This is a genomic window from Mesoflavibacter sp. SCSIO 43206 (assembly GCF_019904215.1).
Lineage (GTDB): Bacteria > Bacteroidota > Bacteroidia > Flavobacteriales > Flavobacteriaceae > Mesoflavibacter > Mesoflavibacter zeaxanthinifaciens.
Genome location: NZ_CP063201.1, coordinates 2068115 through 2082221 on the forward strand (window position 1 = coordinate 2068115; position 14107 = coordinate 2082221).

The window sequence follows — 14107 nt, forward strand, 5'->3', positions numbered from 1 at the left end:
TTTTAAAATTTAGATTTTAAAGATAGTAACAAGTTGAAAAACTACAAACAAAATTCTAAGCTATGCGCTATTTATTCCATATTTTCCAAGCTTTTTCTGCTTGAAATACCAACATATCGTAACCATTAATGATTTTTGCGCCTTTTAGTTTTCCGTTTTTTAGGAACGTAGTTTCCGAAGGATTATAAATTAAATCGAACAAAATATGTTTTTTAGAAATGAAATTATAAGGTATGTCCGGAGCGTTATCTATATTGGGATAGGTGCCTACTGGTGTACAATTAATGATTATTTTATGATCGTTTATGATGTCTTCTGTTAAATCTAAATACGTATAATCTGCTTTTGTTGAAGATGTTCTTGAAACAAATTTGTATTTAATCCCTAATTTTTTAAGAACAAATGCTATAGCTTTACTTGCGCCACCAGTTCCTAAAATAAGTGCTTTTTTGTGTCTTTTTTTTAGATGTGGTTTAAGTGATTTTTTAAAACCATAACAATCGGTATTATAACCCTTTGTTTTTCCTTTTTTTGAAATTTTTATAGTGTTTACAGCTCCAATTTTTTTTGCTTTTTTATCTAAGCTATCCAATTTTGGAATAATTTCTTCTTTATAAGGAATTGTAACATTTAAACCTTTTATATCTTGATTTAATACTTCAGTTTTAAATTGATTTATGTTTTCTATATCAAAATTTTCGTAAGATGCATTTTTAATATCTTCATCTTTAAATTTTATTGAAAAATAATTTTGAGAAAATGAATAGGAGATATCTCTACCGATTAATCCAAATCTACGCATTGGCTTGCCTTGTTTTTTGTCCGTAAAACTCTAAAGCTAAAACTATAGCTATACCAATTATCGTAAAAGCAATAGCATAGTAGGTTTCAGGTGTTAGTTCTGGTAAATAACGTTTGTAATTTTCGATGATTTTTTCTCCTCTTGAGTCTAGTACAAAAGTATTATTATTGGTTTTATAAATGGTTTCTTTAAATGGCCAAACGACGCCTAAAGAGCCAACGATAAAGCCAATTATTGATGCGATAGTTACACTTTTATAATGTTTTAAAATATAATTTAATGCGTGAGAAAATGTGACTAATCCAACTACAGAACCAAGTGTAAAAACAGCTAAAACCTTAAGCATTCTTATGCGCTCTAAATTAGATGTAAAGCTAAAGTCTCCAGTTATAATTTCGGTTACAGTATCATACAAAGCATTAACAGAGTCTACTAAAAGTAACACGTAATTACCTAAAAGTATTAAAATAAAGGAACCTGAAAAACCAGGTAAAGTCATACCTGATACACTAATTATTCCGCAAAAAAACACAAATAATAAATTGTCATTTTGTGTTGCAGGATCTAAAAAGCTAATACTTAAGCCAATAGCAATACCAATAGTTAATGCTAAGTATGTTGTAGGTTTCCAGTCTTTAAAATCTTTACTTATATAATAAATAGATCCAATAATCATCCCGAAAAACACACTCCATACATAAAGCTGATAGTGGGTTATTAGATAGTCTAATATTTTAGAAACGCTAAAGTAACTAATTACCATTCCTAAAAATAAGAGACTTAAAAATCTACCATTTATATAATTGTAAAATGATTTAAAACGACCATTAAATAGTAGTTTAAACGCTTTTATATTTACTTTTTGAAGAGAATAAATAAACTCTTCATAAAACCCTGCAACAAAAGCAACCACACCACCAGAAACACCAGGCACTTTGTTTGCTGCGCCCATTCCTAAACCTTTAAGAACTAAAAAAATACGATCTTTTAATGTTCTGGTACTTTGCATTATTCTGGTTTGTTTCCTACTTTTTCAAGTATAAAAATAGTTAAAAATCCTACAACCATTAAGCCAATTGCTAGCGGTAGTTGCGCATTGACTTGATTTATTTCGGCGTAATATGAAGGAGAAATACTTTGCTCTATTACCATTTTGTAACTGTCAAAATTCTGAATAGATTTTTGATAGATACCTAATGTTCCAAAGTTTGATACCGTCTCAAAATCAATAATATTTCCTGTCGTATCTTCCATAACCTTTAAGGTTTTTTTGTAAGGCCAAACTTTGTTTAAAGAGCCTAAAATAAAACCAGTTAATAATGCCAATGTTAGATTATGATAATTTTTAAATAGCCATTTAAGAACACGACTAAAAGATAAAAGACCAACTACTGCACCAGATGCAAAAAGGGCTATTTTTTTGATATCAAAATCATGAAATGCATCACTTAATGTCTTGTAAGCACCTAGAATAACTAAAATAAAACTACCAGAAATCCCTGGTAAAATCATAGCACAAATAGCTATAGCACCAGCAATAAAAAGAAAATAAGAATTAGTATTACTAGCTAAGGACGGTAAACCTGTAATGTAAAAAGCTATTATAGCACCAGCAATAAGAGCAATAATAGTAGATGATGACCACTTTTTTATTTGTTTGCCAACAAAGTAAATGCTTGCAATAATTAATCCAAAAAAGAAAGACCAAATAAGTACGGGATGTTCTTCTAAAAGAAATTTAGCCAACCTCATAAAGGAAATAAAGCTAATTATAATACCTGTTAAAAGCGCTAATAAAAAATTACCGTTTAACTGTTTCCAGAAAGGAAGAATGCCCTCTTTTTTTAAGGTTTTAAATAAAGAAAAGTCTACATTACTTATAGTTGTTACAAGTTCTTCATAAATACCAGAAATAAATGCTATAGTTCCTCCAGAAACACCAGGAACAGCATCTGCTGCGCCCATTGCAACACCTTTTAAGCTGATAAAAAGATAGTCTTTTAAACGTCTTTGCATCTTTTTTGTTTTAAAGCTTCAAAGGTATGTAAAATTAGAAACAAGATTACTTTATTGTACCTTTTTTAACGCCTTTTGAAAAGTAATAGAGTGATATACTTCAGGAAATAGCTCTTCTACAATAAACAAGAATTCTTTATTAAAAGTCATAGCGTTTTTAAGATGATAACTACCTTTTTCGGTTTCTAAAACTTTATAGTATATACCGGTTAGTCTAAATTCTATTTCGGCATTTTCTGGATAAAATTCTGTTGCTTGTATTAAATTTAAACTAGCAGCATCTAATTCTCCTATTTGAATAAGTATATCTGTTCTAGACAACCAGGTGTTTAGTTCGTAATTACCTAATTCTATTGCTTTTTTATAACCTCTTTCTGCTTCTTCTAAAAAGTTAAGTCTTTGATTTATTTGGGCATAAAGTTTCCAATAGATTACATTTTCTGCATCAATATTTATTGCTTTATTGATGTAATATAATGCTTTTTGATAATTATGTTGCTTTAAATAAAATTTAGTAATTGCAATCCAACCTTTATCTAGTAATGGATCTTCTTTTACTGTTTTGTAATAGTATTGTTTTGCTAAATCTAATTTACCTAACTTTTCATAACAACAACCCATTCTTAATAAAGCAAAGCTAGTTGGATCATCAAGTTCTAGTGTAAGTAAATAGTTTTCTATCGCTTCTTTGTAGCGTTTTAATTTTTCTAAAACCTTACCTTTTTCTAAGTAAGCACCTATAAAACGGTCATCAGAAATTATTGCAAAGTCAAATGCACTAAGCGCCTTTTTATAATCTTTAACAGAGAAGTATTGTTTGCCTAATTGATGCCATGCAACTTCACAATAAGGATTAGAATTTAAGTATTTATTTAAAAATGTAATTGCTTCTTCATTTTCATTTAAAAAATCAAAGCAGTATATAATATTATATAATGAAGAATAGTCTTCTGGTTGTTCTTCTAAACAACTCATAAAGCTTTGCTTAGCTTTTTCAAAGTCGTCTAAGAGCAAGTATTCCATGCCTATTAAAGCGTGTATTTCTGAAACTTCTTCAGAAAAGTTTAATGCTATTTTTAATACTTTGATTGCGTCTTCATGATTGTCTTCTTTAGAAAGAATATTAGCTTTTTGAATGTACACTTCTTCATTAGATGGTTCTAATACATAAAGCGCATCTAGTAGTTGATTAGCCTCTTTTAATTTGTTTTCAAAAACATAAACTTCAACTTTAAATAATTTTAAATTAGTTGAAGATGGATGTTGTTCTAAACCTAATTTTATTGCTTTTTTTGCAAGAGCAACTTTACCTTGATTAAGGTAATGATGTATAATGTTTTCAAATTCTTCTGAATCAAAAAACAATACATTGTTTGTTTTTAGCATTGATTCGAATCTGTTTAAAGAAACATTATTGTTAGGTCTATCTTGACTGAATTCCATAGGCGTTTTTAATTTCCTCGTAATAAATGTAATGTTCTAATCTGCTTTTTTTAATCTTTTAGATGATTTGTTTTTAACAAAGTAATGAACAATTACTATTTTAATTGTTTTTTAGTTGAGCTTTAGTCGGTTAGAAGATAACTTTATTACAGTAATTTATTAAGGATGTCAATAATAATGCCACAGCCTTTTTTAAGCTCGTCTTTACTGATTGTTAGTGGCGGTGTTATACGTATGGCTTTTGGTTCAAATAGTAACCAAAATAGAATTAGACCTTGTTTTTGAGCTTCTAAAACTACATGGTTAGTAACCTCTGCAGACTTTGTAATTGCAGCTAACATTAAACCACGACCACGCACTTCTTTAATTAAAGGATGTTGTAAAAGAAGGTCTTTTACCAGTTTTTCTTTTTCTAAAGTTTCTTGCATTAAATTGCTGTTAACTACTTCTTTTAATGTTGCTAAAGCAGAAGCAGCAATTAAAGGATTACCACCAAAAGTAGTGATGTGTCCCATTTTTGGGTTGTCTTGTAATAGTGACATATGCTTTTTTGAAGCTGTAAAAGCACCAATTGGTAAACCACCACCAAGACCTTTACCGGTAACGACAATATCTGGGATAACATTATAGTTTTCGAAACCAAAAAGTTTACCTGTTCTACCAATACCTGGTTGTATTTCGTCTAAAATTAATAAAGCGCCAACGCTTTGGCATTTTGCTTTTAATTTAGCTAAGTAATTATTAGTTGGTTCTATAAAACCTGCACCACCTTGAATAGTTTCTGCTATAACAGCAGCCGTTTTTTTAGTAATAAAATCTAAGTCCGTTTCACTATTAAAGTTTATATGATGCACATCAGGAATTAATGGTCTAAAAGGTGCTTTTCTTTCTTCATAATTCATCAAACTTAAAGAACCCATTGTATTACCATGATATGCATTTTTCGTAGCAATAATTTGACTTCTTCCAGTAACGCGACGTGCTAGTTTTAATGCACCTTCAATAGCTTCTGTACCAGAATTTACTAAATAAGTTTGTTCTAACGGATCAGGTAAATGGTCTGCTATAAATTGACATAAATCTACTGCAGGACCTTGTGCATATTCACCATAAACCATGACGTGTAAATATCGGTCTGCTTGCTGTTTTATCGCTTCAATAACTTTAGGATGACAATGCCCCAAAGTACACGCAGATACACCTGCTACAAAGTCTAGATGAGCATTGTTGTTAGTGTCAAAAATATAACTTCCTTTGGCGTGAGAAACTTCCATACCTAAAGGAAAAGGCGACGTTTGCGCTTGATATTTAAAGAATAAATCTTTCAATAGTTTAATCCTTTTTTAGTTCAGGTATTTTATTTAGTTTTTTGCCCATTTTTTCTTTTGAAGTGTCTTTTTTGTTTAAAAACTTATTAGGTACGTTTCTTGACGCTTTTGGTTTTTCGTCTTTTTTAATCAAGTTTTTATCTTCGGCTTCTTGGTCTGCTTTTTTTACACGACCAATTAAATCGTCGTTAAAAAATTCTTCTTCGTCATTGTAAGGCTCTAAACCTTTTATTACAGGTAAATTTAATGGTGGATCATCTACAAAAAGGTCTTCTACAGATGCAGGTCGCTCGTCTTCACGCCAATCAAAACCTCTAAGTTTTCTGGCGTTTGCAGGAAAATCTTCTTCGGTGTAAAGTTTTCCGTCAAATTGACGAAGTTTTCTTAGTTCTGTCAATTCTTTATTCTCAAAATACATTTCAATATCTGCAGATTTTGACTTTTCAATACCTATTAATTCGCCATTTTCATTTCTACTATAATTAATAGATTCTGCATTTTTAAGAATATCAACTTGCTTCAGATTATTTTCATCATCAAAAAGACCAATTAATTGTTTTCCTGAAATTTGGTTGTAACCATCGTCACTTAATGTGTCTTTACTGATGACAAATGCATTATAAAATACAATTAAAGAGTCTAGTTTTTCGGTTTTTGGGTTGGATTTAAGATGAATGGTATCTCCAGTCATTTGGTTTTTTACATTCCAAAGAATAGGCTTTCTTGCAGCTGAAAATGCATCGCCTTTATTCATTCTTGCTAAATTGATTAGCTGTGTTAATCCTGTTTTTTGATCTACGTGTACCGAATCTGCTTTACCGCTAATATCTGATTTGTAAATCTTGGCATTATAATAAGCTCTGGTAATACGGTGTTCTGGTTTACCTGTTACCATTAACGTATCTGCATGCATAAATATGCTATCCTTTTCTTGAAGTGTAATGGCTAATGCGCGCTTTGTAATAAAAACAGAGTCTTTTGCACGGTAGACTTCGGCATAGTGACCTTTAACAATACTATTGTTTAATGTATCTGTGACTTTAATATTGTTTGTTGCAGAAGCGAAGTTTTTATTACGGTCAAAATACATGCTATCGCCTTCAAAAACACGGTTGTCGTAATCTATTCTTGATTTCTTTACAAAGTAACCAGTATCAGATTCGGTGTCGTAAAAACCGCGTTCGCAATAAATTTTACTTGCAGCATCTTCAATAGTTGATGGTCCGTACATATATGCATGACCTGTATCTGTATAGTAATCTAAAATTTTTGTTTTTAAAGTGTATTCTGGATTAACAAGCCTAACGCTATCTTGAAATCTATACTTTTTTCTTGGCATAAAATAGCGTCCAATTTTACTGGTAATTGTTCCAGAAGAATCTCTTACAACTTTACCGCCTGTTTTATAATAAGCTTCTTGTTTAGCACGGTTAAAGTATAAAGTATCTGTAGTTAGAATAGATTGTGGCTCGGTTAAAATAACATCTCCAGAAGCAAATGCTAATTGGGTTTTTCCTGAATATTCTGCGTATTTTGAATTCAGGTTTATGGTGTCGCCTTGAACCATTTTTACATTTCCGTAGGCTTCAACAAAATCTTCTTTTCCGTAAAAAATGGCTTTGTCACAATACATGTCTATACCATCATGAAAAATATGAATTTGTTGTGCATCATTTCTGGTTAATATTTGTGCGCCAGGAAATTTTTCTTCGTCTTTTTCTCCAAAACCAGCGTATTTAATCTCGATAGTTTTGCGTTGTGCAGATGCAAAATAAGATATAAAAACTATTAGAAAGAGTAGGAGATATTTTGTTTTTATTGACTTCAATTTTAATGTGTTTGATGCAAAAATAACGATTTAACTTACTTAGTATTATCAATTAGTATTTATTTAAGACTGAAAAACCTGCTAATTAAATTGTTAGCAGGTTTTTAAATCTTTTTTAAAAGAAATTTTTATCTAAAAATAGTTTGTTTTCTGTCTGGTCCAACAGAAACTATTGTAATAGGAATTTCTAATTCTTTTTCTAAAAATGCGATGTATTCATTAAGTTCTTTTGGTAATGTAGAGGCTTCAGACATCTCAGTTAAATCTTCTGCCCAACCTTTAAACTCTGTGTAAACTGGTTCTACATTTTCAGGTTCGATATTGTATGGTAAATGCTTAATCTCTTCACCTTTATATTTATATGCTGTAGCTACTTTTAAAGTTTTAAAACCAGATAAAACATCTGCTTTCATCATCATTAATTGTGTAACGCCATTAACTTGACAAGCGTATTTTAATGCTACTAGGTCTAACCAACCACAACGTCTTGGTCTACCTGTTGTTGCTCCAAACTCATGTCCAACGCGAGCCATAGTTGCGCCGTCTTCGTTAAATAATTCTGTTGGGAAAGGTCCAGAGCCAACACGTGTTGTGTAAGCTTTAAATATACCAAACACTTCTTTTATTTTGTTTGGTGCTACTCCTAAACCAGTACAAGCACCTGCAGCAGTGGTGTTACTAGATGTTACAAAAGGATATGTTCCAAAATCGATATCTAATAATGAACCTTGAGCACCTTCTGCTAAAATACTTTTTCCTGATTTTTGAGCTTGAAAAACGTACTCTTCAGAATCTATAAATGTTAAGCTTTTTAAAACGTTTACAGCTTCAAAAAACTCGTTTTCTAATTCTTTTAAATCGTATTCTATCTTAGCGTCATAAAAATCTATCATAGATTCGTGCTTGTCTGCTAAACTACGGTACTTTTCTTGCCAATTATCTAATTCTAAATCTCCTACACGTAAACCATTACGACCTGTTTTGTCCATGTAAGTTGGTCCAATTCCTTTTAAAGTAGAACCTATTTTTGCTTTTCCTTTAGAGGCTTCACTAGCGGCATCTAGTAAGCGATGCGTAGGTAAAATGATGTGCGCTTTACGCGAAATTAATAATGACTTTTTATAATCTACGTCTTGTTCTGCTAACTTGTCTAATTCTTTTTTAAAGATAACAGGATCTATTACAACACCGTTACCAACTAGGTTAGTTGCGTTTTCATGAAATATACCTGAAGGGATTGTGTGTAATACGTGCTTTTTACCATTAAATACTAATGTGTGACCAGCGTTTGGTCCTCCTTGAAAACGCGCAATAATATTATATTTAGAGGTTAAAACGTCAACAATTTTTCCTTTGCCTTCGTCGCCCCATTGTAAACCAAGTAGTAAATCTACTGCCATTATATTTAGTTGTTTTGTGATTTTTTTCGGTTACCGTAAAAGTATAAAGAGTGTTTATTAATTTCTATATCAAACACTTCTTCTATGGTTTTTTTGATTGCTTGAATGCGTGGATCGCAAAATTCTATAACTTCTCCTGTGTCTTGTAAAATAACGTGGTCGTGTTGTTTATCAAAATATGATTTTTCGTAGTGTGCTTGATTTTTTCCAAACTGATGTTTTCTAACCAAACCACAATCTAACAAAAGATCTATAGTGTTGTAAAGTGTTGCACGACTAACACGATATTTTTTGTTCTTCATATTTAGATATAAAGATTCGATATCAAAATGCTCATTACTAGAATATATTTCTTGAAGTATAGCATAACGTTCTGGTGTTTTACGGTGTCCTTTTTCTTCTAAAAAAGCTGTAAACACATTTTTAACGATTTCTTGATTTTTTATGTCCGTATTTGCACTCATAATTATCCGACAAATTTACATTTTTTTTTGTGGTTAAATGCTATTTTTTATTGGATTAAAAGATGTGTTATTAATAGTTATTAACAACTTGAAGATTAAATTCTTGATACCTTATCTATACCGTTAATTTTTTTTAGGTTTTCCATTAACTTTTTTAGTAGTGTATTGTTACGAACCACTACATTTATTTTTCCTGAAAAAACGCCATCATCACTACTAAAGTTAATGCTTTTCATATTAACGTGCATGTTTGATGAAATGACTTTAGTAATCTCGTTAACTAATCCTAAATTATCGATTCCTGAAAGCTTTATTTGAGCTGCAAACTCGCGTTGAGAAGAGTCTATCCACTTGGCTTGCATAATTCTATACGCATAATTAGCTTGAAGACTAACTGCGTTAGGGCATGATTTTTTGTGTACTTTAATACCATCGTTTATGGTTACAAAACCAAAAACAGGATCGCCAGGAATAGGATTGCAGCAGTTTGCAAATTTGTAATCAAGTTTTTCTTCTTCTTTACCAAAGACTAATAAATCGTATTTGTGTGTGATTTCGTCTTTATTAATGTCTTCTTGATTAACGGTTTGCTTTCTGTTTATTTTATTTTTTATAAAACTAACTAAAGCATTACTACGTGATGCAGCATATTCTTTTAATGCTTTACTATCTATGTTTCCTGTACCAACGCGATAAAAAAGGTCTAAACTTGTTTTTAGTTTAAAATGATTAACCATTTCGTTAACCGATTTTTCGTTTAGCTCAATTTTAAGTTGTTTTAATTTTCTTCTTAAAATTTCTTTACCTTCTTCACCAATTATCTTAGTGTCTTCTTTTAGAAGTGATTTAATTTTACTTCTTGCTTTACCTGTAGTAGCGTAATCTAGCCAGTTTGGATTTGGTTTAGCATTTTCTGAAGTAATAATTTCTACACGATCACCACTGCTTAAAACGTGGCTTAATGGGACTAATTTTCCGTTAACTTTTGCGCCTCTTGTTTTGCTACCTACTTCTGTGTGAATGCTAAAAGCAAAGTCTAAAGGTGTTGCGCCTTTAGGAAGTGATTTTAATTCGCCTTTAGGTGTAAAAACAAATATTTCTTTAGAGTATAGGTTTAGTTTGAATTGCTCTACAAAGTCTACAGCGTTTGTAGACGCGTTTTCTAAAGCATCTTGTAGACGGTTAATCCACATATCAAGATTATCGTCGTTATCATCTACGTTTTTGTATTTGTAATGAGCGGCGTAACCTTTTTCGGCTATTTCGTTCATACGTTCACTACGAATTTGTACTTCTACCCATCTGCTTTTTGGTCCAACAACGGTTATGTGTAAGGCTTCGTATCCTGTGGATTTTGGTGAAGATATCCAATCGCGTAAGCGCGTTGGGTTTGGTCTAAAGTGATCTGTTACAATCGAATATATTTTCCAAGCTAAGAATTTTTCGTTATCACGGTCTGATTTATAGATTATTCTTATGGCAAATTTGTCATAAACCTCGTCAAAAGAAACACCTTGTTTATCCATTTTTTTCTTTATTGAAAAAATAGATTTAGGTCGACCTTTTATAATATAGTTTAGACCTTCTTTATCTAAAGATTTTTTTAATAGATCACTAAATTCGTTTATGTATGCATCTTGCTCTTCTTTGCTTTCTTTCATCTTTAATAAGATGCTGTTGTATACTTCTGGTTCTGTATACTTTAAGCCAAGGTCTTCAAGTTCTGTTTTGATGTTATAAAGTCCAATTCTATGTGCTAGAGGTGCGTAAATGTAAAGTGTCTCGCTAGCAATTTTTTCTTGCTTGTCTGGACGCATAGAGTCCATAGTTTGCATATTATGCAAACGGTCTGCAATTTTTATGATAATTACCCTAACATCATCATTAAGAGTAAGTAACATTTTTCTGAAGTTTTCTGCTTGCAAAGAAACATTCATGTCTTTTTTTAAAGACGAAATTTTGGTTAATCCGTCAACAATTCTAGCTACTGTTTCTCCAAACAGATCTTCTATATCTTTTATGCTATAGTTTTCGTTATCTTCTACGACATCATGAAGTAAAGCTGCGGCGATAGATGTAGCGTCTAAACCAATTTCTTGCGCTACAATTTTTGCAACAGCAATAGGGTGGAAGATGTAAGCTTCTCCACTTTTACGGCGTTGATCGCTATGTGCTTCTACAGCAACGTTAAAAGCTTTTCTAATTAGTTGTTTGTCTTCTTTAGAAAGTGTGCGGTAGCTAACTTTTAAAAGCTCTTTGTAGGCTTTGGCAATTGCTGCATTTTCTTTTTCAATATCAACCTCTGTCATATAACTATAGCCTTATATTATTATAATGAATGAATATTAAAAATACTACAAAATTGTTAATGTACAAGCTGTAATCGTGTAATTTTAATTGAAACTAAATAGCTTTATCCAAGTTAAAAAATTGAAGTTTTATTTTTCTTTATAAACTTCTGCTTCTAATCCCATTCCGTAGTTGTTTAAACCAGCTTTTAAAAGGTTAGAGTTGTTAATATTTTTTAAGTCGAATAACACCCATTTTCCGTTATTATGAAAAATTCGTTTTACAAAGGTTTGTTTTCTAGCAATCTTGTCTGTAAATGGTAATAAAGGTCTAAATGTTGTAGAAACTCTAACAATACCTCGTTTTGTTTCGACTTCTTTATATTTTTTGTTAGGTAATAATTTTCCGTCTTTATCGGTATATCCTAATACTTGGATAGATACGAAAACACCATTTTTGGGAATTATTATGTTGCTTTCGGTAACGTCTAATTCAAATATAGGATCTGTATCTTGATTGGCTATGAATAAAATCTTTTCGTAAGTTAAGACATCGCCTGGCAAACCTTCATTATTTTCATAAAAATGAACTCTAAAAAGTGTTGAAAATGGTCTTTTTTCGTGTTTGTCTTTATGGCGTTTGTCCCAATTTTTAGCTTCGGTTTTTATAGGAAGTAAAAGTTTTGAAATTCGTTTTGTGTTTGGTGAATTATTTGGGAAATATACAGCAATTTCACTTTCTATTGTTGGTAACCAGCATTTAAAATAATCTTCATGTCCGTTAGGCTTTATAGTCATTATTTTAAATTTCCCTTTGGGTTTTGCTGTGACTATAACTTCTTCTAACATAGAAGCTTCGTGAGGCAATTTGATGGTGCCTGTTAGTTTGTTAGTAGCAATTTTTTTCTTCTTATATCCTAAAGCCGAAATTATTAAAGTGTCAATACCTTTATAAAGTTTTTCGCTGTAATAAAATTTGCCTTCTTCGTCTGCAAAAGTCCCGTAACCATTACCAAAATCTATGGTTGCAAAAGATACAGGTTGATTGTTTAAACTGTCTTTTACAAAGGTTTGGCTAAAGCCTAATTGTATTGAAATTATGAAAATTAAAAATGATATGTATTTCATCTAAAAAGTCCTCTTTTTAATACCAACGTTTTTTCTTTTGTTTACTTCCTTTTCCTTTTCTGCCTTTTTTGTGTTTACTCTTTTTATTTGAGGTATGCACAATAGGTTTTGCTTTTGGGTCTAAAGGATATGGATGATCCTCAATAATATCTAATTGTAAACCAATTAATTGTTGGATGGTTTTAATATAATTTTTTTCGTCTGCACTACAAAACGAATGCGCAACACCAGTTTGACCAGCACGTGCTGTACGACCAATTCTATGTACATAAGTTTCTGGTATATTTGGTAAATCAAAATTGATTACCGCATCCAAACTGTCTATATCTATACCACGTGCAGCAACATCTGTAGCTATTAAAATGTTAACTTCTTTTTTTGTGAATTTATTTAGCGCTTCTTGTCTTGCACTTTGACTTTTGTCACCATGTATACTATCTACTTTATAACCGTTTTTTATTAGCGTTTGCTCTAATTTACTAACACCAAATTTGGTACGTCTAAATATGATAATATGTCCTTTTATAGTGTTACGCAGTAAGTGTAAACACAGTTCTATTTTGTTGCGTTTTGGTACGTAGTATAATAATTGTTCTAACTTTTTTGAAGTTGAAGCGTTAGGTGCAACAAGTATACGTTCTGGATTATTTAAAATGGTTTTTGCTAAATCTTCAACTTTATGAGGTATTGTTGCTGAAAATAAAAGTGTTTGTTTTTCGGAAGGACATAGGCGTTCAATTTTTCTTACATCATCAATAAATCCCATGTCTAGCATTAAATCGGCTTCATCTAAAACTAATACTTCAACTTGATCTAAATGTAAAGCTGTTTGCTTGTGTAAATCTAGCAACCTACCAGGTGTAGCAATTAAAATATCAACGCCTTTTTTTAGTATATCTTTTTGTGGCTCTACAGATGTGCCACCAAAAACCACAGTTGTTCTTAGGTTGGTATAAGTAGAGTAGGTTTTGAAGTTTTTTGCGATTTGTACCGCTAATTCGCGTGTAGGACTTACAATAAGTGCTTTAATTTTTTTACCGCGTTTTGGTGCGTCTTGTTGATCAAAAAGTAATTGTAAAATTGGTAATGCAAATGCAGCTGTTTTACCAGTACCTGTTTGCGCAGAAACAATAACGTCTTTTTTATCTAAAATAGCAGGTATTGCTTTTTCTTGCACCAAAGTTGGGTTGTCGTAACCAGCTTCTGCAACAGCACGACGTAAAGGTTTGTTTAATTGTAAGTCTTTAAATGACATTTAGCTAATTTATTTATACAAAGGTAGCTAAATTATTTACGATTATTTAGTGACCTTTACAGTATAGGTTGCAACAACATCATCACCAATAGCTAAATGTACGTCGTAAAACCCTTTGTGTTTAAATGTGGTTGAAGCAATTCATTTTAAAAGTA

Annotated in this window: 11 protein-coding genes; all 11 read right to left on the minus strand. The window is 31.3% G+C overall.

Going from position 1 to position 14107, the window contains the following annotated elements; genetic code table 11:
• Positions 1-67: 67 nt before the first annotated feature.
• Positions 68-802 carry a shikimate dehydrogenase gene (locus INR78_RS09510; RefSeq protein WP_223076330.1) on the minus strand — a complete coding sequence of 245 codons (735 nt, stop codon included), beginning with the start codon at positions 800-802 and terminating at the stop codon, positions 68-70.
• Positions 795-1811 carry a DUF368 domain-containing protein gene (locus INR78_RS09515; protein ID WP_027880123.1) on the minus strand — a complete coding sequence of 339 codons (1017 nt, stop codon included), beginning with the start codon at positions 1809-1811 and terminating at the stop codon, positions 795-797. Before INR78_RS09515 ends, INR78_RS09510 begins: the two co-directional genes overlap by 8 nt.
• Entirely contained in the window at positions 1811-2818 is a 1008-nt protein-coding gene (locus tag INR78_RS09520) for a DUF368 domain-containing protein (RefSeq protein WP_223076331.1), read from the minus strand. The genes INR78_RS09515 and INR78_RS09520 overlap by 1 nt, the downstream gene beginning before the upstream one ends.
• A 51-nt stretch (positions 2819-2869) precedes the next feature.
• A complete protein-coding gene (locus INR78_RS09525; protein ID WP_223076332.1) occupies positions 2870-4261 on the minus strand; it encodes a lipopolysaccharide assembly protein LapB in 1392 nt (463 codons plus the stop codon).
• A 146-nt stretch (positions 4262-4407) separates the two neighbouring features.
• Positions 4408-5589 (minus strand): aspartate aminotransferase family protein, encoded by a 1182-nt coding sequence (locus tag INR78_RS09530; protein WP_223076333.1) that lies wholly within the window; start codon positions 5587-5589, stop codon positions 4408-4410.
• A 4-nt stretch (positions 5590-5593) separates the two neighbouring features.
• Positions 5594-7417 (minus strand): OstA-like protein, encoded by a 1824-nt coding sequence (locus INR78_RS09535; protein ID WP_223076334.1) that lies wholly within the window; start codon positions 7415-7417, stop codon positions 5594-5596.
• 128 nt (positions 7418-7545) lie between these two features.
• Entirely contained in the window at positions 7546-8817 is a 1272-nt protein-coding gene (locus INR78_RS09540) for an adenylosuccinate synthase (protein WP_223076335.1), read from the minus strand.
• Positions 8818-8822: 5 nt separating this feature from the next.
• Positions 8823-9281 (minus strand): Fur family transcriptional regulator, encoded by a 459-nt coding sequence (locus INR78_RS09545; RefSeq protein ID WP_027880118.1) that lies wholly within the window; start codon positions 9279-9281, stop codon positions 8823-8825.
• Between the two features lie 95 nt (positions 9282-9376).
• Complete coding sequence (locus tag INR78_RS09550; protein ID WP_106679367.1) at positions 9377-11590, minus strand: bifunctional (p)ppGpp synthetase/guanosine-3',5'-bis(diphosphate) 3'-pyrophosphohydrolase; 2214 nt, start codon at positions 11588-11590, stop codon at positions 9377-9379.
• A 129-nt stretch (positions 11591-11719) separates the two neighbouring features.
• Positions 11720-12697, minus strand: coding sequence for a carboxypeptidase-like regulatory domain-containing protein (locus tag INR78_RS09555; protein ID WP_223076336.1), 978 nt, complete (start codon positions 12695-12697; stop codon positions 11720-11722).
• Positions 12698-12713: 16 nt separating this feature from the next.
• Positions 12714-13952 (minus strand): DEAD/DEAH box helicase, encoded by a 1239-nt coding sequence (locus INR78_RS09560; RefSeq protein ID WP_223076337.1) that lies wholly within the window; start codon positions 13950-13952, stop codon positions 12714-12716.
• Between the last annotated feature and the right edge of the window lie 155 nt (positions 13953-14107).